A 17,621-nucleotide genomic window follows, 5' to 3' on the forward strand; every position below is an offset into this window, starting at 1 on the left:
GGCGTGGCGGGTCTCTTCGGCGTGCCGAGGACCGGCGGGGTGAACGTTCACATTCGCTCCGGGGCGGTGACGCCCAGTATCGCCAGCCCGTTGGCGATCACCTGGCGGGTCGCCTGGCACAGCGCCAGGCGCGCGGTGTGCAGATCGGTCGGCTGCTCGTCGCCCTGCGGCAAGACCCGGCACGAGTCGTAGAACCGGTGGTAGTCGCCGGCGAGGTCTTCCAAGTACCGGCACACCCGGTGGGGTTCGCGCAGCGTCGCCGCCGTGTCGAGCACCCGGGGGAATTCGCCGATGGTGCGCAGCAGCGTCCCCTCTTTGTCGTGGCTGAGCACCTCGAGGTGCGCAGTGTCGGGGATCAGCCCGAGTTCGGCGGCGTTGCGGGCCAGTGCCGAGAGCCGGGCATGCGCGTATTGCACGTAATAGACCGGGTTTTCGTTCGACGCCGAGGACCACAGCGCCAGGTCGATATCGATGGGGGTGTCCACCGAGGAACGGATCAGGCTGTAGCGCGCGGCGTCGACGCCGATCGCCTCGACGAGGTCGTCCAGCGTGATCACGGTTCCGGCCCGCTTGCTCATCCGGACCGGCTGGCCGTCGCGGACCAGGTTGACCATCTGGCCGATGAGCACCTCGACGTGAGCCGGGTCGTCGCCGAAGGCGGCGGCCACGGCCTTGAGCCGGGCGATGTAGCCGTGGTGGTCGGCTCCCAGCATGTAGATGGCCAGGTCGAAGCCGCGCTGCCGCTTGTCCAGGTAGTAGGCGATGTCGCCCGCGATATAGGCCGGCTTGCCATCGCTTTTGATGACGACGCGGTCCTTGTCATCACCAAAGGCGCTGGTGCGCAACCACGTTGCGCCGTCCTTCTCGTAGATGTTGCCCGTCTCGCGCAGCCTGGCGATGGCCTGGTCGACCCGACCGCTGGTGTGCATCGAGTCTTCGTGGGTGTAGATGTCGAAGTCGGTGCCGAACTCGTGCAACGACTCTTTGATATGGCTGAACATCAGATTGACACCGATTTCGCGGAAGGTCTCCCGCATCTCGTCGTCGGGCAGACTCAGCGCCTCCGGCGCCTTTTGCAGCACCTGGGCGGCGATGTCGTTGATGTAGGCGCCGGCGTAGCCGTCTTCGGGTGTGGGCTCGCCCTTGGCCGCGGCGATCAGCGAGCTGGCGAACCGGTCGATCTGGGCGCCGTGATCGTTGAAATAGTATTCGCGCACCACGTCGGCGCCCTGGGTGGACAACAGCCGGCCCAACGCGTCGCCGACGGCGGCCCAGCGGGTGCCGCCGATGTGGATCGGCCCGGTGGGGTTCGCCGACACGAATTCCAAGTTGATGTGGCGGCAGGCCAGCGCGTCGGAGTGGCCGAAACGGTCGCCCGCGTCGATGACGTTGGTGACGACGACGGCTTGCGCCGATGCCTCGAGGCGCAGGTTGATGAAGCCGGGGCCGGCGACCTCCGCCGACGCGATGCCGGCGGCCTGCGACAGCGCCTCGGCGAGCCATCCGGCCAGTTCGCGGGGGTTGGCGCCGACCTTTTTGCCCAGCTGCAGCGCCAGGTTGCTGGCGTAATCGCCGTGCTCGGGATTGCGGGGCCGCTCCACCGTGACCGCCTGCGGCAGCAAGGCGGCATCCAGCCCGCGCTCAACCAACACCGCGGCGGCGGTGGTCTTGAGCAGCTCAGCGAGGTCAGCGGGGGTCACGAACGTTCATCCTATTGGCTGGGGTGCCCCCGCCCCGAATCCATTGCGGTGGCAGGGCGGGAAGTTCAATGCGTTAGTCTGTCCGTGCTTGTTCGAAAGCCCCATGGCGCAACAGGTATGTCGGTGCGCCCCCGTAGCTCAGGGGATAGAGCGTCTGCCTCCGGAGCAGAAGGCCGCAGGTTCGAATCCTGCCGGGGGCACCACCTGACCAGTACGGCCACAAGTCCGCGCAACGCGGTGCCGTTAGTCCCAGATTGTGATCACCGGTCCTGCTCGGCCGTTTTCGCCGAGCTAATTCGACGACACATGCGCGATCCGGATTTCATAAGCGAAATCCGGATGCGGCCGTTGGCACATTCCTCACGTCATTTGGGGATATTCGCGTAGTCCCCGGTATGGCGTGAATATCTGCGCTTAATGCTAACCGCCGATTTGAAAAGCGACCATTGCCGCTTGGCAGGTTTGGGTTCTTCGTCGATATGGTCTGAACCGTTGCGATCGGGCGTGCAGGGGAAGAAGTTCACCCTGCTGTGCAGAAGTACTGGCTCCGCCCAATAGTTCCTGTCCACCTTGTCGATGAACCGTTGGGCGGCATGCAAATCCTCCATGACCTCTACCACCCGCTCGTTGCGGATATTGGTGTGCTCGACGGCCCATACCTCCGTGGGCCACTCCGTCGCGAACAACACCGTCATGGCGTTGGGCCGATCGCCACCGACTCAGCGCGCAGGCTCGCCGATTCGTCCGGATTGCTGTCTAAAGGTGATTGGCATGCTTTGTCGTAGCATGTCGAAGTTGTCGGGATGCCGAAGAAACCCAGCATAAGCAAAGTGGGCATCTCCTGGTGGGGATAACCGGATGCTATGGACGCCGCTGAAATCACGGTCGCGAACCCTAGAGCGCCCGTCATCGCCATTTTCGTAACGTTCATTCGCTAACTGTAAGGACATATATCGCCAGACTCGCTGGCCGTGTTTTTTTCGTGACTTATTCGGAATGCTTCTTAGACACACGTATAGCGGCTGTGCAAAAACCGGGTTTGCCGCCCGTCACTTCAGCTTCGTGCCAGCACGAACGCCTCGATGCGTCGATCTTTGGCCCGCGCTTCGTACTTCCGCCAGCCCGGATACATCTCGACCCCTTTGGCCCAGATCTCGTCGCGCTCGCGTGGCGTCGCGAGCCGTGCGGTGGCAGGCCAGGTATCGCGGCCGATGGTGACGGTCGCTTGCGGATGGGCTTTCAGATTGTGGTACCAGGCCGGATGCCTGCTGCCACCGAAGTTGGAGGCGATGAGGCCCACGCCGTCCGGATGCGGGATGCCGTAGACGGCGACGGTGCGTGGTTCCCCGGTTTTGGCGCCCGTGGTGGTGAGCATGACGACGGGGACCCCGGTCGCGACCTCTGCGAAGCTGCGCCTACCACCGGTGGCCTTGGTGATGAGGCGGTCGAGGTGGTGCGCGGTCGGGCGAAGCAGCGCCACACCCACGGTCGTGGAGGCGAAGCGGCGCATCGCTCGATGGAAGGCATTTGCGTCGTCAAACGATCGCTCGGCCATGCTGCCATTGTGGTGCCTGCGCCCGATAGTGGACAAGCAATCCGAAAAACGCACCCCACGCGTCACAAACGACACTAAGCTGCTGGTCGTGGGGGCGAAGGTGTTCGCTAAGGGCCGCTGGCGATGGCTGGCGATCGCGGCTTCGCTCGTCGTCTCCGCCGCGATGATCCACGCGCAGGGCACCAAGCCACGGTGCTGCGTCGAGACCCCCGCAGCGGCTCCCAGCACCAGCGCGGTGGCGGCTCCGCCACCCCCCGGCGCGCCGCGCGCCGCCACCCCGGCCGAGGTAGAGGCCTTGACGGCGATGGCACCCCCCGCGCCTTCCGCAGGCACGCAATTTCAGCTCGCCTTGCCGCGCGGCGTCGCGTCCGAGGAACGGTTGCAGGTCAAGACCATTTGGGCGGCCCGCGTCATCAGCGTGCTCTTTCCTCAGATCAAAACCATCGGCGGATACCGTGAGGACCCGTTGCCGTGGCATCCCAACGGGCTGGCGATCGACGTGATGATCCCGAACTTCCGTAGCCCCGAGGGCATCGAGCTCGGCAACCAGATCGCCGGCTACGCCTTGGCGAACGCAAAACGCTGGAGCATCAACCACGTGATCTGGCGGCAGAAGATCTACCCGGGCGTCGGCGGCGGGAACTGGATGGCGGACCTGGGCTCAGAGACCGCCGACCATTACGACCATGTTCACATCGCCACCGGCGGCGGCGGCTACCCGACCGGGCACGAAACGTATTACATCGCCTCGATGACCCCGGCGCCGCCGGACTGATCGAGGCGGCTCCGTCATGCCGGCCCGGCGGCGAACGCCGCCACCGGCATTTCGACGCTCCCCTGGCAGGGACCGCTGATGATGTCCGTGTGCCATGTTCCGCGTAGCGACCCATCGGGCTGCGGTGCGTAAAAGGCCCACGACCTCGCCGGTGCCCACACCTTCGGAACGCCTTCGCCCATATAGCAATCCCACTGGAAGTCGAAGCGCTCGACCCACTTGGCTCCGTCCCAGACGTAGTGCGACGGCTGGGGCAGCGTCGGGTTCTTCGGCGTGGGGCCGTTGGTAGCGGTGGCCACGCATGTACCCGACGAGCATGCGGTGACGAACACGTAATCCGCGCTGAAGGTCGGTTCGGCTTGTTTGGCGGCGACGCTGGTGCCGGATTTACTCACCGCATACCGCACCAGCGAGTATTTCCCGTTCCACGATGCCGACAGGGCATTCGCCCACCCGCCGGGTGCTCCGACGACCAACGCGGCGACGGCGGCAACCATCGCAACTACCCGAAACCCCGGCCGCATTGCGTCAATGGTGGGCGTTCGATGACGCGGCGCGATCTCGGCGCGGACACGATCACGGTGTCCTCGCGGGATTCATCACCCCCGCAGGAGAAACAACCCGTAGGCGGCGACCGACTGCGCGTCGGCGATGACTCCCCCGCGAATCATCTGCTCGACCTCTGCACGCGAAAACCACGCACTGCGCATGTCCTGCTCCTCGAGCTCTCGGTCGGCTTCTCCTTCGGCGATACCCGTCGCCAAGAAGACCCAGCCGCGTTGACTGGTCATTCCCGGGGCGACGTCGAGCTGGCCGAGCGCTTCGAAGGACGTTGCGCGCAACCCGGTTTCCTCGCGTAACTCGCGTTCGGCCAGTTCGGCCGGTTCGGCGTGGGCCAGATCGGGAGCGGTGCCTTGCGGAAACTCCCAGCGCCGCTCATCGAGGGGATAGCGAAACTGCTCGACCAGACGGAAGCGCTGCCCGTCGTAGGGCATGACGAGCGCGTAGGCCGGCTTGTCGACGACGCTGTAGATGCCCACGCTGCCGTCGGCGCGACGGATGTCATCTTCTCGCAGCACCATCCACGCGTTCCGATAGATCTCACGGCTCGCGAGGCGTTCGATGAAAGTCACGACGCCAGTATGGGGGACGCCAAGATCACGTCGATGCGAGCGTTCTGGTCACCCGCGGACATCCAGGTCCTATAGATCGAGGCTCGCCGATTTCGTTGCCCGAGAGCTCAACTCGGAATTCGGCCGAGGATGGCCTGCACCAGGGTGGTGGCGTCGTCGCCGAGATCGCGTCCGATGACATCGACGTCGACCACGACGTTGGCCTTGGCCGCCACGGCGCGCAGCGCGCTGGTGTGCTGGTTGCCGACGTCGGTGGTCCGCCCATTGTCCTGCACGGCCCCCAGGGTGCTGCGCACCGATGTCACCGGCCCAATTTGCACCGGGTTTCCGACGCTGTAGATACCGGACACGCCGCCGTGCGAGTACGTCAATTGTCTTCCGGCGCAGCTGTTGATGTGATTGACCGCGCCGGTGACGAAACTCTTTGCGGCCGCGGCATTGTCGAATGTCGCGACGAACTCCGAGACCCCGTGCGGGAAACCATTGGTGTGCTGACCCAGGTCCACGCCGTAGATCGCACGATAAGCGCTGTCGCGATAAGACGCCGTCAAGCCGTTGAATACCGCTTCGGTGCATTCCGGGGGGACAAAGCTGTCGCCGGGCTGCAGCTCGTGCGTCTGGGTCCACGTCTTGTTGACGTACATGCCGGGCGCCTTGATGAGGCCCGCGACGTCTTCGCCGGTGAGCACCAGCGATTGCAGGCCCTCGGGCGTCACCGACGGTTCCGGCGGTGCGGCCGTGGTGGCACTCGGCTTCACCGCGCCCCCGGCGGTGGTTCCCCCGGAGTGCGCCGTCGGCTGTCCGGCGTGATGGTTGCCGAGGGTCGCCCACAACACCAGTGCGACGACGGCGAGCACGGTGAACGCGTACGACAGCGTCAGTCCGACCAGTGCGCGATTGCGGCCGCGGTCACCGCGCCGGCGGATATCCCTAAGGGCGAAGTGCCCCAACACCACTCCGACCGGAGCCAGCAGAAATGCGAACACCACCGACAGCGTCGCCAGCGTGTTCACTTCATCCGATGGCGGGTGCGGGGGCGGTGGGCCCGGCGGCGGAGGCGGCGGCGCGCCGGGGTCGAAGGGGTTGGGCCAACTCGGGCCCGGCCAGCTAGCGGTCATAGGAGCGGGTCGTAGTCAGTGTCGTGGCCTCCCGTTGGACTTCGCGCGCTCGAAGGCGAAGCACAGAATGTCGTGATCTTAAGTGAGGTTGACGGGCTTGAGAATTCAGCCGACCCCTTCGTCGACTTCAGCGCATTTACCGCGTGATGGACCTCCTCGGCGAACCATCTTCACGTTTGAGGACATGTCGCGCTGGCGTCAGTGGGCATAGTGCCCGATAGTCGTAACAACAAGTGAGCGCCGATGTCATCAGAGGTGGGGTTTATGCGTGACGACTCACCATGCTGGAACGACCGCGATCGTGCCGGGGTCGTCGCGGCGGAACGCATATGAGCACGCGCCGCCACATCATCGTCAGCGGCGACGACGTGCTCGCGACCACGATCGCCGAGGAACTGAACCGCGCGGGCGCCACGATCGTCAAGCTGCACAGCGAGGAGCTCAGCGGTGCCGATCTTGCCCGCGCGAGCGCGATCGTGTGCGCGGGTGCTGATGACGCGAAGAATCTCGAAATCGCCTTGCTGGCAAGGAAAACGAACCCGAACGTGCGCGTGGTCGCCCGCCTGGGCAACGACGTGCTGCGTGCAGCGGTGGCCGCCGACAACGGTCCTGGCGCCATTCTGGACGTCGCCGATCTCGCGGCACCGTCGGTCGTCGAGGCCTGCCTGTCAAGCCACACGCACCCCGTCGAGGCGGCCGGGATCGAATTTCTGGTGTCGGGAGCCGAGGCGCCCCGCGACGCGACGCTTCGCGAGATCTACGGCGACCTGGCACCGGTAGCCGTGATCCACGGCGAAAACTCCGCTACGCCCGCCGAGGTGGTGCCATGCCCGGGGCGAGACCATGAGGTGCGTGCCGGTGACTGGACGGCCATGATCGGCAGCGCCGATGAGCTGGCCGCGCGCGGGATAAAGACGCCCCGGCCGAGCGCGACACGCTCTCGCCAATCGTGGATGCGGCGACTCTCGGACGCGGCGCGGGCGATGCGCGACGACGTCAATCCCATGCTGTTCCCCGCGATCCTGCTCGCGATCACCCTGTTGCTCGCGTCGACCGTGGTCGTGCACTTCTCCTACACCAGGCCGCGCCTGTCCTGGCTGGACGCGCTGTATTTCACCGCGGAGACCATCACCACCGTGGGTTATGGCGAATTCGGCTTCGCCCACCAGTCGGCGTGGTTGCGGATATTCGCCGTCGCCTTGATGTTCGCCGGCGTGACAACCACCGCGCTGCTCGTCGCGTTCTTGGCGGACCTGCTGCTGTCACGCCGCTTCCTGCAGTCGGCCGGGGAACGGCGGGCACGCCATTTGCGCGACCACATCATCGTGGTCGGGCTGGGCTCGTTCGGCAGCCGCGTCGTCGGCGACCTGACCGCCGCCGGGTACGACGTCGCGGTGATCGAGCGCGACGAGAACAACCGGTTCCTGTCGACCGCGGACGAACTCGACGTGCCGGTGATCTTCGGGGACGCGACGCTGCGCCAGACGCTGGAGGCGGCCCGCGTCGACCGCGCCCGCGCCGTCGCGGTGCTGACCCAGGACGACATGGTCAACATCGAGACCGGAATCGTGCTGCGCGAGATGCTCGGTCCCCGGGTGATGCCCGAGGTCAACCGGCCCGACGTGCCGATCGTGCTGCGAATCTATGACCGCACCCTCGGCGACGCGGTGGCCAAGCGGTTCGGTTTCGAGAACGTTCGCTCGACCGTCGACCTGGCCGCGCCCTGGTTCATCGGAGCCGCGATGGGCCTGCAGGTGCTGGGCACGTTCTCGGTCGGCCAGCGTTCGTTCATGGTCGGCGCCATGCACGTGGCGGCCGGTAGCGAACTAGACGGGTTGCGGATGTTCGAGATGTCCACCCAGACCCGTGTCATCGCGATCACCCGCCGGGACACGCCCCTCGAGCTGCACCCACGCCGGGACGCGTGGCTTCGCGGCGGCGACACCGTCTACCTGGTGGGGCCGTACCGCGAGCTGCTGGAGACGCTGCGCAAGGGGCAGCCACCCCAGGAGGAGCCTGCCGCGAACGACGAGCGCCGGACGGATAAGGCGGCGACCTGAGGCTTGGCGGTTCGGCCGGCGAAGCGACGGCGACTACAGCCGTGCGGCAACGTCCGCTGCGCGACGAAGCTGATCGACGTCCGAGCTCGTCGGGATGAGCTGTACCTCGTCGGTGCCGATCTCCTCGAAGCCCCGCAGCACGGCCAGCAGCTCGTCTTCGCTGCCGGCCCAGCCCGTCGCCGGCGCCATCGCGTCGACGTATTCGGCCGGAATCCAGTTCATGTAGCGGCGCAGATGACGGTGGATCTGGGCGCGGGATTTTTCGGGTGACCCGAACGCGAACCAGAACGACGTGATCAGGTGGGGTTTGGGCTTGCCGGCCCGGGCCCAGGCGTCCCGGGTGACGTCGAACAGCTCGTTCTGCTTGGCGACGTCGAGGTCGAGGGTGGTGCCGGCCAGCCCGTCGGCCCACGCGGCCGCACTGCGGATGGTTTTCGGTCCGATGCTGCCGACGAACAACGGCGGACCGCCGGGCTGCACCGGCGCAGGCCCGACGGGCAGCACCGAGTCGGAGGTCTTCTCCCCGGCCCACACGCGCCTCATCACCGCCACGCGTTCGGCCATGCCGCGCATCGTCTGGGTTGCCGGATCGGCACTCACGGCGTGGTAGTCCTCGTGCCGGCCGCCCACCCCGATGCCCACGGTCAACCGGCCGCCGCTGAGCAGATCCCCGGTCGCCAGCCCCTTGGCGAGCAGCACGGGATCGTGCAGCTGCGGCACGATGACGGTCGTCAGCAGCCGCACCCGGTTGGTCCAGGCGGCCAGCGCTCCCAGCAATGTCAAGTTGTCCGGGTTGTCGAAGGCGATCCGTTCGCCCCAGCACAGCGAGGAGAACGGGCCCTCGTCGATGGCGCGCGCCCACGTCTCGAGCACCGTCGCGTCCAGATCCGGCTCCATCACCGGCATGGTCATCGCAATCCGCACGACGGCGATTCTGGCATGTTTCCCATGCGGCCTTTCAGTGGAACCATGGGGCGAATGGCGTTCACGAGTAGTTCCATCGCACATGTCCGACTGACCGTCACCGATATCGAGCGGTCGCGGCAGTTCTACGAGAGCGTGTTCGGTTGGCCGGTGCTATTGGAAGTCCCCGACAACGCCGACGAATCCGCCCGCAACCAGTTGAGCTTCCTGTACGGCGGCGTCATCTACGACCTCGGTGGCACGCTGCTCGGGCTGCGGCCGGTCGCCGATGACCGCTTCGACGAGGACCGAGTCGGCTTGGACCACATCGCCTTCCGCCTCGCCAGCAAAGATGAATTGGATTCGGCGGCAGCGCATCTCGATGAGCTCGGCGTCGTTCACGAGCCGCTCAAAGACATCGGGCCGTCCTACATATTGGAGTTCCGCGACCCCGACAACATCGCCTTGGAGTTAACCGCGCCGAAGTAGCGCGGCGTTGGCGGGCCGGGCATCGGAGTGGTTGACTGGAAAGAACTATGACCATCAGTTTCAACCACACCATCGTCGCGTCACGCGACAAACAGGAATCCGCCGGGTTTCTCGCCGATCTCTTCGGTCTGCCCGGCCCAAAGCCCTTCGGCCACTTCATGGTTCTCGAACTCGAGCACGGCGTGAGTCTCGACTACGCTGACGCACCCGAAGGCGCGGACATTGCACGGCAGCACTACGCGTTCTTGGTGTCCGAGCAGGAGTTCGACACCATCTACGACAGGATCCGCTCACGCGGCCTGCAGCACTGGGCCGACCCGGGCGCCAAGCGTCCCGGCGAGATCAACCACAATCACGGCGGGCGCGGGGTCTATTTCCTGGATCCCTCCGGCCACGCCATGGAGATCCTTACCAGCCCGTACGGATCGGCGGGCTGAGCGAGCAACCGCTGCGCCTAGTCGCCGGTGCGCGCTGTGCCGTGCCGCCGGCTTTCCTGCTCGCGATAGTCGTCGGCCAGCTGCACGACATGCTTGGGCAGGCCGCCGGAGGCGACGTCGGCCAGCGTCGTCTCCTCCAGCACCGAACGCATGCTGGCGCGCAGCGCGCGCCAGACATCGGTGAGCGCCGCCGTCGGTCCCGAGTACGGCAAGTCGCCGAGCCCGATGTCGCGGACACTGGCCAGCGGTCCGTCAATGCAGCGCAGCACATCGGCGATGCTGATGTCTTTGCCCGAACGGGCCAATTCATAGCCACCCTCGCGACCGCGATGGCTTCGCACCAGCCGGTCGGTACGCAGGTTGGTCAGGATGTCGACGAGGAATTGCGGCGGAATGCCCTGGGCGTGGGCCAGATCGTCGGTCTTCACCAGCGTTCCGTCGGGCACCGTGGCAAGCTGAACCATCGCCCGCACGGCATATTCCGCCTTCGCCGACATGCGCACGCACAGGATTGTGCCACCCGACGACACGATTTCGGCGCAGCCTGGCTGATCCGGCGGCTACCCGCGTGATTCGAGCAGGTCGACGACCCGCTGCGCCTGCTCCTCGACGGTGGCGTCGGGGGTGAGCCGAAGATCGGGGTTCACCGGCGCCTGATACGGGCTGTCGATGCCGGTGAACTGGCTGATCTCCCCCGCGCGCGCCTTGGCGTACAAACCCTTGGGATCGCGCGCCTCGCATTCCTCGATCGGGGTGTCACAGAAGACCTCGAAGAAATCGAAGCCGGCGTCGGCGTGCACATTGCGGGCCAGTGCGCGCTGCTCGGCCAGCGGACTGATCGCCGGCACCAGCACGACGATGCCGCAGTCGGCCAGCAGCGCCGCCACATGGGCCAGCCGGCGCGGGTTTTCGGCCCGGTCGGCCATGCTGAAGCCCAGGTCGGCGTTCAAACCGTGCCGCAGGTTGTCGCCGTCGAGAACGTATGCCAGAGAACCCTTTTCGAGCAGCTTCTGCTCGACCAGCATGGCCACCGACGACTTGCCGGATCCAGACAAACCGGTGAACCACACCGTCTTGCCCCGGGGCCGGGCCTCGGCGATGGCGGATGACTTGTGCCGCACGGTGTTCGGGCTCGCCGCCTGCGCCGATGCGTCGCGCAACACCATGCCTGCCGCCACCGTGCCGTTGGTGTGCGGGTCGATGAGGATGAACGACCCGGTGCTGGGGTTGCGCGTGTACTCGTCGAGGAGCAGCGGCACCTGGGTGCGCAGCGAGATGCGGCCGAGTTCGTTGAGCTGCAGCGCCGTTGCCGCCTTGTCGCGGTGCAGCGTGTTGACGTCCAGCCGGTAGTCGAGCGCAGTCACCTTGGCGTGCGTGGTGCGGGTGGTGTGCTTGATGACGTAGTCGCGCCCGGGTTCGAGTGCCGCATTGTCGGCCATCCAGCACACCGTCGCATCGAACTGCTGCGCGACGCGGGGCTGATTGTGCGTGCGGGCGATCAGATCGCCGCGCGAGATGTCGATCTCGTCGGCCAGAGTCAGCGAAACCGCCATCGGCGGAAAGGCTTCTTCCACCGGGCCGTTCGGCCCCTCGATGGCGGTGATGCGGGTCCGCTTGCCGACCGGCAGCACCACCACCTCGTCGCCGGGACGCATGACCCCGCTGGCGACGGTGCCCGCGTAGCTGCGGTGGTCCTGGTGTTCGCGAGTGTGCGGACGGATGACGTATTGAACCGGGAACCTCACGTCGACCATGTTGCGGTCGCCCGCGATGTACACCTCTTCGAGGTGCGACAGCAACGCCGGGCCTTCGTACCAGGGCGTGTGGTCCGACTTGGTCACCACGTTGTCGCCGTGTAGCGCCGAAAGCGGGATGGTGGCCACGTCGTGCACGTCCAGGCGGGCGGCGAAGGCGTGGAATTCGTCCCGGATCGCCTCGAATCTCTCTCTGTCCCAACCGATCAGGTCCATCTTGTTGACCGCGAGCACGATGTGCTGGATGCCCAGCAGGGACGCCAGGAAGGCGTGCCGGCGGGACTGCTCGAGCAGGCCGTGTCGCGCGTCGACCAGCACGATCACCAGCTGTGCGGTCGATGCGCCGGTCACCATGTTGCGGGTGTACTGGATGTGACCGGGGGTGTCGGCGATGATGAATTTCCGCTTGGGAGTGGCGAAGTAGCGGTAGGCGACGTCGATCGTGATGCCCTGTTCGCGCTCCGCCCGCAGGCCGTCGGTCACCAACGCCAGATCGGTGTAGTCGTGTCCACGGTCCTTGGACGTCTGCTCCACCGCGGCCCACTGGTCTTCCATGACGGCCTTGGAGTCATACAGCAGGCGACCGATCAGGGTGGACTTGCCGTCGTCGACGGAACCCGCGGTGGCCAAGCGCAATAACGTCGTCATCAGAAATATCCCTGCCGTTTGCGGTCTTCCATGCCCGCTTCCGAAATCCGGTCGTCGGCCCTGGTGGCCCCGCGTTCGGTCAGCCGCGACACTGCGGTCTCGGCAATGACCTCGTCGACCGTGGCCGCCTGCGATTCCACGCAGCCCGTGCAGGTGACGTCCCCAACGGTGCGGAAACGCACAGTCGCTTCGAACACCGGCTCGTCCGCGCCCGGCTGCATGTTGCGGTCGACCGCCAGCAGCATGCCGTCGCGGCGAAACACCTTGCGCCGGTGCGCGTAATAGATCGACGGCAGCGCGATGTTCTCCGCGCCGATGTAGGACCAGATGTCGAATTCGGTCCAGTTGGACAGCGGGAACACCCGAATGTGCTCGCCCTTGTGATGGCGGCCGTTGTAGAGGTTCCACAGCTCGGGGCGCTGGGCCTTCGGATCCCACTGACCGAATTCGTCACGGAAGCTGAACACGCGCTCCTTGGCGCGGGCCTTCTCCTCGTCGCGGCGCGCTCCCCCGAACGCGGCGTCGAACTTGTTCTCCCCGATGGCCCGCAGCAATGTCACGGTCTGAATCGAGTTGCGTCCCTGGCGCGGCTCGACGACGCGCCCGGCGTCGATGTCGTCCTGGACCGAGGCGATCACCAGGCGCACGCCGTGCTCGGCCACCAACTCGTCGCGGGTCGCGATCACCTCGTCGAAGTTGTGTCCGGTGTCGACGTGCATCACCGGGAAGGGCAGCCGGCCGGGTCGGAACGCCCGCAGCGCCAGGTGCAGCATGACGATGGAATCCTTGCCGCCGGAAAACAGCAGCACCGGCCGCTCGAACTCTGCGGCCACCTCGCGAATGATGTGGATCGCCTCTGCCTCCAGCGAGCGCAGATGACTCAATTCGTACTGCCCTGCGGCGGGGGCCACCTTCAGATCACCGGTCATAGCTTCCTTCGTAAAACCTGGCAGAACTGACCAGATTTAGCATCTTAGCAAGCAATGACACCAGGCCGGCCCGGCGCTGTCAACCTCGGGGCCTGCCAGCGCCCGGTCCGCGGCGTGCGCGCCAGCCACCGGACACATCGCGCCAAGGGCCACGACGACACTTTTGCGCCCGGATGGGGGTGCGCAAACATGGACGGATGCCAGCCTCCCCCTCCGCGCCGAGCGGCCGTGACGTCATCGCGCAATTCCTCCCGCAGTCCCCGTTCGTCGTCAAGCTGGGCATCGTCGCCGACCGGCTGGAAGAGGACGAAGTGCGGCTCCGGCTGCCCTGGGACCCTTCCAACGTGACCATCGGCGACATGGTCCACGGCGGCGCCATCGCCACGCTCGCCGATCTCACCGTCATGGCGGCGGCATGGTGCGGCGCGCAGGCCCCTCCCGAGCTGCGGGGCGTCACGGTGTCGATCGCGCTGGACTTCATGGCGCCGGCCCGGGCCACCGACCTGATCGGCGTCGGCCGGGTGTTGCGGCGCGGCCGGTCCTTGGTCAATTGCGAAGCCGAGATCGTCGACGCCCAGGGCACACTTGTCGCCAAGGCGCTGGCGACCTACAAGGTCGGCTGAGCCCGCGGGCAGCAGCCTCGAGCCGACGCGTCGTCGAGCGTGCGCTCAGGGCGAGATTCCGGCCGATTTTTCGCCGTGACAACACGCTCGGCGAAAAGGGCTCGGCTGAGCCCTAGAGCGTGACCTCGTTGAGCTTGCCGGTGGCCACATCGAAGACGAATCCGCGCGCGGAGACGTGCTTGGTGACGAACGGGCTGCCCTCGATGCGGCGCAGCGACTGCCGGACGTCTTCGGCGAGGTCGCCGAAAGCCTCTGCCGCCCATGGCGGCTTGACCCCGGTCTCCTCCTGGATGCTGCGCTTGAAGTCGTCGTCGGTGAAGGTGAGCATGCCGCAATCGGTGTGGTGGATCAGGATGATCTCCCGCGTTCCCAGCAGGCGCTGGCTGATGGCCAACGAGCGGACGACGTCGTCGGTGACGACTCCGCCGGCGTTGCGGATGACGTGGGCCTCTCCCTCGCCCAGTCCGAGGATGCGGTAGACGTCGAGGCGGGCATCCATGCACGCGACGACCGCGACATGTTTGCCCGGCGGCATCGGCAGCGGGCCCTCGAAAGTGCTCGCATAATCGGCGTTGTTGGCCAGGTATTCATCGGTAACCGTCACGCAGGCCTCCCTCACACGGTCGCGGCCTGAGCCGTGCTGCGTTTGCTGCACGGCTCGCACCGCGGTGGATCCTAACAACCGATCACACGCGATTCACGCATGAGAATCAACCGGATCCGAAGGCGAGACCAATGCCCCGCGCGCCGCGGGACGACGCTGTGCTGCGGGATCGATAGCCTGTCCCAATGCGACGTGGGGTGTGCGGGCGGACATGACTCGGTTCCTGGCACGCCGGTTGCTCAACTACGTTGTGCTGCTGGCGCTGGCATCGTTTCTGACGTTTTGCCTGACGTCGGTGGCCTTCAGGCCTCTGGACAGCCTGTTGCAGCGCAATCCGCGCCCGCCACAAGCCGTGATCGACGCCAAGGCCCACACGCTGGGTCTGGATGAGCCGATACCGATCCGCTACGCGCATTGGGCGTCGCACGCCCTGCGCGGGGACTTCGGCAAGACCGTCACCGGGCAGCCCGTCGGGACGACGCTGTGGCGTCGCATCGGGGTAACCCTGCGCTTGCTGGTCATCGGTTCGCTGGTGGGCACCGTGCTGGGCATAGCGGCCGGGGCGTGGGGCGCCATCCGCCAGTATCGACTCAGCGATCGCGTCGTCACCATGGTGGCACTGCTGGTTCTCAGCACGCCGACATTCGTGATCGCCAGCCTGCTGATCCTTGGCGCGCTGCGGGTGAACTGGGCCGTGGGCATCCACATCTTCGATTACACCGGCGAGACCTCACCGGGGGTGAGCGGCGGGACGGGCGCGCAACTGCTCGACCGGTTGCGGCATCTGGTCTTGCCGTCCCTGACCCTGGCGCTGGCCGCCGCGGCGGGATACAGCCGTTACCAGCGCAACGCGATGCTGGACGTCCTGGGCCAGGATTTCATTCGCACGGCGCGCGCCAAGGGCCTCACGCGCCGGCGGGCGCTGGTCAAGCACGGGCTGCGCACCGCATTGATCCCGCTGGCCACCCTGTTCGCCTATGGCGTGGCCGGCCTGGTCACCGGCGCGGTGTTCGTGGAGAAGATCTTCGGCTGGCACGGCATGGGCGAATGGCTGGTGGCCGGCATCGCGACGCAGGACACCAACATCATCGCGGCGATCACCGTGTTCTCCGGCGCGGTGGTGCTGCTGGCCGGCCTGCTGTCGGACGTGTTCTACGCGGCCCTCGATCCGCGGGTGCGGGTGTCATGACGTCCCAGCCGAACGTCGATGCCGCGCACGGGTTTTCGGGTCACGAAGTCGCGGACTTCACCTCACGCCGCACCCTGGTCCTTCGGAGGTTTGCCCGAAACAGGTTCGCTGTGGCATCGCTGACGTTCTTGGTATTGCTGTTCGTCGGTTGTTACGCCCTGCCCGCGGCGTTGCCCTATTCCTACGACGATCTCGATTTCACCGCCCTGCTGCAGCCGCCGAACGCGCGCCACTGGCTCGGCACCAACGCGCTGGGTCAAGACCTGCTGGCGCAGATCCTGCGCGGCACGCAGAAGTCGATGCTGATCGGTGTCTGCGTCGCGGTCATCTCCACCGGCGTCGCCGCCACCGTCGGGTCGGTCGCGGGCTATTTCGGCGGCTGGCGCGACCGCGCGCTGATGTGGGTGGTCGACCTGTTGCTGGTGGTGCCCGCCTTCATCCTCATCGCGATCGTGACACCCCGAATCAAGAACTCGGCCAACGTGTTGATGCTGGTCCTGCTGCTCGCCGGGTTCGGCTGGATGGTCAGCTCGCGCATGGTGCGCGGCATGACCATGAGTCTGCGGGAACGCGAATTCATCCGGGCCGCAAGGTATATGGGGGTGTCCAGCCGCCGCATCATCATCGGTCACGTGGTGCCCAACGTGGCGTCCATCTTGATCATCGACGCCGCGCTCAACGTCGCCTCGGCCATCCTGGCCGAAACCGGCCTGAGCTTCCTCGGTTTCGGCATCCAGCCACCGGACGTGTCGCTGGGAACGCTGATCGCCAACGGCACCCAATCGGCGACCACCTTTCCCTGGGTGTTTCTGTTTCCCGCGGGCGTGCTGGTGCTGATCCTGGTGTGCGCCAACCTCACCGGTGATGGCCTGCGGGATGCGTTCGACCCGGGCAGCGCGGTGCTGGGCGGGGGCGGCCGATGAGCGCGCTGCTCGAGGTGACCGACTTGGCGGTCACCTTCCCGACGGGTGGCACGCCGGTTTCCGCGGTGCGCGGTGTCAGCTACCACATCGAACCCGGAGAAGTCGTCGCGATGGTCGGCGAATCCGGTTCGGGGAAGTCCGTTTCGGCGATGGCGGCGATCGGTCTGTTGCCCGAGTACGCGCGGGTGCGCGGCTCGGTGCGGTTGCACGACACCGAACTGCTGGGCCTCGGCGATGACGCGATGTCGCGGTTTCGCGGCAAGACGGTCGGCATGGTCTTCCAGGATCCGATGTCGGCGCTGACGCCCGTCTACACCGTCGGCGACCAGATCGCCGAAGCGATCGAAATCCATCAGCCGCGGGTGGGCGGGAAGGCCGCCCGCCGGCGGGCGGTGGAATTGCTCGAGCTGGTCGGAATCGCGCAGCCGGAGCGACGAGCCCGCGCGTTTCCGCATGAGCTCTCCGGCGGCGAACGACAACGGGTGGTCATCGCGATCGCCATCGCCAACGACCCCGACCTGTTGATCTGCGACGAACCCACCACCGCTCTGGATGTCACGGTGCAGGCGCAGATCCTCGAGGTGCTCAAAACGGCGCGCGACCTCACCGGCGCCGGGGTGCTCATCATCACGCACGACCTCGGCGTCGTCGCCGAATTCGCCGACCGCGCCCTGGTGATGTACGCCGGGCGGGTTGTCGAATCCGCCGACGTGCAAACGCTTTACCGGGATCGCCGAATGCCCTACACCGTCGGGCTGCTGGGTTCGGTCCCGCGGCTCGA

20 protein-coding genes and 1 tRNA gene are annotated in these 17,621 nt (G+C 66.4%); 9 read left to right on the plus strand and 12 right to left on the minus strand.

Going from position 1 to position 17,621, the window contains the following annotated elements:
- Positions 1-47: 47 nt before the first annotated feature.
- Positions 48-1,700 (minus strand): arginine--tRNA ligase, encoded by a 1,653-nt coding sequence (gene argS, locus AC5Y4T_RS15910; protein ID WP_499954261.1) that lies wholly within the window; start codon positions 1,698-1,700, stop codon positions 48-50.
- 127 nt (positions 1,701-1,827) lie between these two features.
- Between argS and AC5Y4T_RS15915 the strand changes: the two genes are divergently transcribed.
- Positions 1,828-1,903: transfer RNA gene (locus tag AC5Y4T_RS15915), tRNA-Arg, on the plus strand.
- 162 nt (positions 1,904-2,065) lie between these two features.
- On the opposite strand, the gene AC5Y4T_RS15920 is transcribed toward AC5Y4T_RS15915, so the two are convergent.
- From AC5Y4T_RS15920 to AC5Y4T_RS15930, 3 genes are all read right to left on the minus strand, one after another.
- Positions 2,066-2,395 carry a hypothetical protein gene (locus tag AC5Y4T_RS15920; protein WP_499921215.1) on the minus strand — a complete coding sequence of 110 codons (330 nt, stop codon included), beginning with the start codon at positions 2,393-2,395 and terminating at the stop codon, positions 2,066-2,068.
- A complete protein-coding gene (locus AC5Y4T_RS15925; protein ID WP_499921213.1) occupies positions 2,392-2,631 on the minus strand; it encodes a hypothetical protein in 240 nt (79 codons plus the stop codon). The genes AC5Y4T_RS15920 and AC5Y4T_RS15925 overlap by 4 nt, the downstream gene beginning before the upstream one ends.
- Before the next feature lie 123 nt (positions 2,632-2,754).
- On the minus strand, positions 2,755-3,255 hold the full coding sequence (locus AC5Y4T_RS15930) for a nitroreductase family deazaflavin-dependent oxidoreductase (protein WP_499921211.1): 501 nt from the start codon (positions 3,253-3,255) through the stop codon (positions 2,755-2,757).
- 100 nt (positions 3,256-3,355) lie between these two features.
- Here AC5Y4T_RS15930 and AC5Y4T_RS15935 point away from each other — a divergent pair, with 100 nt between their 5' ends.
- The gene (locus AC5Y4T_RS15935) at positions 3,356-4,030 is read left to right on the plus strand and encodes a VldE C-terminal domain-containing protein (protein ID WP_499921392.1); all 675 of its coding nucleotides are present in this window, start codon (positions 3,356-3,358) and stop codon (positions 4,028-4,030) included.
- Between the two features lie 14 nt (positions 4,031-4,044).
- Here the strand turns inward: AC5Y4T_RS15935 and AC5Y4T_RS15940 are convergent, their stop codons facing one another.
- The 3 genes from AC5Y4T_RS15940 to AC5Y4T_RS15950 form a co-directional block, all read right to left on the minus strand.
- Positions 4,045-4,554, minus strand: coding sequence for an Rv2253 family sensor-like surface protein (locus AC5Y4T_RS15940; RefSeq protein WP_499921209.1), 510 nt, complete (start codon positions 4,552-4,554; stop codon positions 4,045-4,047).
- Between the two features lie 75 nt (positions 4,555-4,629).
- Complete coding sequence (locus AC5Y4T_RS15945; RefSeq protein WP_499921390.1) at positions 4,630-5,112, minus strand: NUDIX domain-containing protein; 483 nt, start codon at positions 5,110-5,112, stop codon at positions 4,630-4,632.
- Positions 5,113-5,270: 158 nt separating this feature from the next.
- Positions 5,271-6,281 (minus strand): sensor domain-containing protein, encoded by a 1,011-nt coding sequence (locus AC5Y4T_RS15950; protein WP_499921207.1) that lies wholly within the window; start codon positions 6,279-6,281, stop codon positions 5,271-5,273.
- A gap of 329 nt (positions 6,282-6,610) precedes the next feature.
- On the opposite strand from AC5Y4T_RS15950, the gene AC5Y4T_RS15955 reads away from it, so the two are divergent.
- Positions 6,611-8,341 carry an NAD-binding protein gene (locus AC5Y4T_RS15955; RefSeq protein ID WP_499921205.1) on the plus strand — a complete coding sequence of 577 codons (1,731 nt, stop codon included), beginning with the start codon at positions 6,611-6,613 and terminating at the stop codon, positions 8,339-8,341.
- 33 nt (positions 8,342-8,374) lie between these two features.
- Here AC5Y4T_RS15955 and AC5Y4T_RS15960 read toward each other — a convergent pair whose 3' ends face one another.
- On the minus strand, positions 8,375-9,253 hold the full coding sequence (locus AC5Y4T_RS15960) for an LLM class flavin-dependent oxidoreductase (RefSeq protein ID WP_499921388.1): 879 nt from the start codon (positions 9,251-9,253) through the stop codon (positions 8,375-8,377).
- A gap of 66 nt (positions 9,254-9,319) precedes the next feature.
- Between AC5Y4T_RS15960 and AC5Y4T_RS15965 the strand changes: the two genes are divergently transcribed.
- Positions 9,320-9,733, plus strand: coding sequence for a VOC family protein (locus tag AC5Y4T_RS15965; RefSeq protein ID WP_499921203.1), 414 nt, complete (start codon positions 9,320-9,322; stop codon positions 9,731-9,733).
- A gap of 47 nt (positions 9,734-9,780) precedes the next feature.
- Positions 9,781-10,170 (plus strand): VOC family protein, encoded by a 390-nt coding sequence (locus AC5Y4T_RS15970; RefSeq protein WP_499921201.1) that lies wholly within the window; start codon positions 9,781-9,783, stop codon positions 10,168-10,170.
- Positions 10,171-10,187: 17 nt separating this feature from the next.
- Here the strand turns inward: AC5Y4T_RS15970 and AC5Y4T_RS15975 are convergent, their stop codons facing one another.
- The 3 genes from AC5Y4T_RS15975 to cysD are packed head-to-tail and all read right to left on the minus strand — an operon-like array spanning position 10,188 to position 13,501.
- Entirely contained in the window at positions 10,188-10,673 is a 486-nt protein-coding gene (locus AC5Y4T_RS15975) for an Rrf2 family transcriptional regulator (RefSeq protein ID WP_499921199.1), read from the minus strand.
- 57 nt (positions 10,674-10,730) lie between these two features.
- Positions 10,731-12,572: an adenylyl-sulfate kinase gene (gene cysC / locus AC5Y4T_RS15980; RefSeq protein ID WP_499954263.1), complete on the minus strand. Its 1,842-nt coding sequence runs from the start codon at positions 12,570-12,572 to the stop codon at positions 10,731-10,733.
- Positions 12,572-13,501 carry a sulfate adenylyltransferase subunit CysD gene (gene cysD, locus AC5Y4T_RS15985; RefSeq protein WP_499921195.1) on the minus strand — a complete coding sequence of 310 codons (930 nt, stop codon included), beginning with the start codon at positions 13,499-13,501 and terminating at the stop codon, positions 12,572-12,574. The genes cysC and cysD overlap by 1 nt, the downstream gene beginning before the upstream one ends.
- Positions 13,502-13,698: 197 nt before the next feature.
- On the opposite strand from cysD, the gene AC5Y4T_RS15990 reads away from it, so the two are divergent.
- Complete coding sequence (locus tag AC5Y4T_RS15990; RefSeq protein WP_499921194.1) at positions 13,699-14,124, plus strand: PaaI family thioesterase; 426 nt, start codon at positions 13,699-13,701, stop codon at positions 14,122-14,124.
- Between the two features lie 112 nt (positions 14,125-14,236).
- On the opposite strand, the gene AC5Y4T_RS15995 is transcribed toward AC5Y4T_RS15990, so the two are convergent.
- Positions 14,237-14,728 carry a beta-class carbonic anhydrase gene (locus AC5Y4T_RS15995; RefSeq protein ID WP_499921192.1) on the minus strand — a complete coding sequence of 164 codons (492 nt, stop codon included), beginning with the start codon at positions 14,726-14,728 and terminating at the stop codon, positions 14,237-14,239.
- Between the two features lie 211 nt (positions 14,729-14,939).
- Between AC5Y4T_RS15995 and AC5Y4T_RS16000 the strand changes: the two genes are divergently transcribed.
- The 3 genes from AC5Y4T_RS16000 to AC5Y4T_RS16010 form a co-directional block, all read left to right on the plus strand.
- Positions 14,940-15,917: an ABC transporter permease gene (locus AC5Y4T_RS16000; protein WP_499921190.1), complete on the plus strand. Its 978-nt coding sequence runs from the start codon at positions 14,940-14,942 to the stop codon at positions 15,915-15,917.
- Entirely contained in the window at positions 15,914-16,840 is a 927-nt protein-coding gene (locus AC5Y4T_RS16005) for an ABC transporter permease (RefSeq protein WP_499921187.1), read from the plus strand. Before AC5Y4T_RS16000 ends, AC5Y4T_RS16005 begins: the two co-directional genes overlap by 4 nt.
- Positions 16,837-17,621 (plus strand): ABC transporter ATP-binding protein (locus AC5Y4T_RS16010; protein WP_499954265.1); only part of this gene is annotated, 785 nt, incomplete at its 3' end. The genes AC5Y4T_RS16005 and AC5Y4T_RS16010, both read left to right, overlap by 4 nt.

The organism is Mycobacterium sp. NGS11 (assembly GCF_059813315.1).

Bases quoted from the DNA above. Each gene is read 5' to 3' on its own strand.
- AC5Y4T_RS16005 (WP_499921187.1), top strand. From the start codon at position 15,914: ATGACGTCCCAGCCGAACGTCGATGCCGCGCACGGGTTTTCGGGTCAC.
- AC5Y4T_RS15920 (WP_499921215.1), bottom strand. From the start codon at position 2,395: ATGACGGTGTTGTTCGCGACGGAGTGGCCCACGGAGGTATGGGCCGTC.
- cysC (WP_499954263.1), bottom strand. From the start codon at position 12,572: ATGACGACGTTATTGCGCTTGGCCACCGCGGGTTCCGTCGACGACGGC.
- cysD (WP_499921195.1), bottom strand. From the start codon at position 13,501: ATGACCGGTGATCTGAAGGTGGCCCCCGCCGCAGGGCAGTACGAATTG.
- AC5Y4T_RS15965 (WP_499921203.1), top strand. From the start codon at position 9,320: ATGGCGTTCACGAGTAGTTCCATCGCACATGTCCGACTGACCGTCACC.
- AC5Y4T_RS15930 (WP_499921211.1), bottom strand. From the start codon at position 3,255: ATGGCCGAGCGATCGTTTGACGACGCAAATGCCTTCCATCGAGCGATG.
- AC5Y4T_RS15940 (WP_499921209.1), bottom strand. From the start codon at position 4,554: ATGCGGCCGGGGTTTCGGGTAGTTGCGATGGTTGCCGCCGTCGCCGCG.
- AC5Y4T_RS16000 (WP_499921190.1), top strand. From the start codon at position 14,940: ATGACTCGGTTCCTGGCACGCCGGTTGCTCAACTACGTTGTGCTGCTG.
- AC5Y4T_RS15955 (WP_499921205.1), top strand. From the start codon at position 6,611: ATGAGCACGCGCCGCCACATCATCGTCAGCGGCGACGACGTGCTCGCG.
- AC5Y4T_RS15990 (WP_499921194.1), top strand. From the start codon at position 13,699: ATGCCAGCCTCCCCCTCCGCGCCGAGCGGCCGTGACGTCATCGCGCAA.
- AC5Y4T_RS15960 (WP_499921388.1), bottom strand. From the start codon at position 9,253: ATGACCATGCCGGTGATGGAGCCGGATCTGGACGCGACGGTGCTCGAG.
- AC5Y4T_RS15945 (WP_499921390.1), bottom strand. From the start codon at position 5,112: ATGGTGCTGCGAGAAGATGACATCCGTCGCGCCGACGGCAGCGTGGGC.
- AC5Y4T_RS15925 (WP_499921213.1), bottom strand. From the start codon at position 2,631: ATGAACGTTACGAAAATGGCGATGACGGGCGCTCTAGGGTTCGCGACC.
- AC5Y4T_RS15970 (WP_499921201.1), top strand. From the start codon at position 9,781: ATGACCATCAGTTTCAACCACACCATCGTCGCGTCACGCGACAAACAG.
- AC5Y4T_RS15950 (WP_499921207.1), bottom strand. From the start codon at position 6,281: ATGACCGCTAGCTGGCCGGGCCCGAGTTGGCCCAACCCCTTCGACCCC.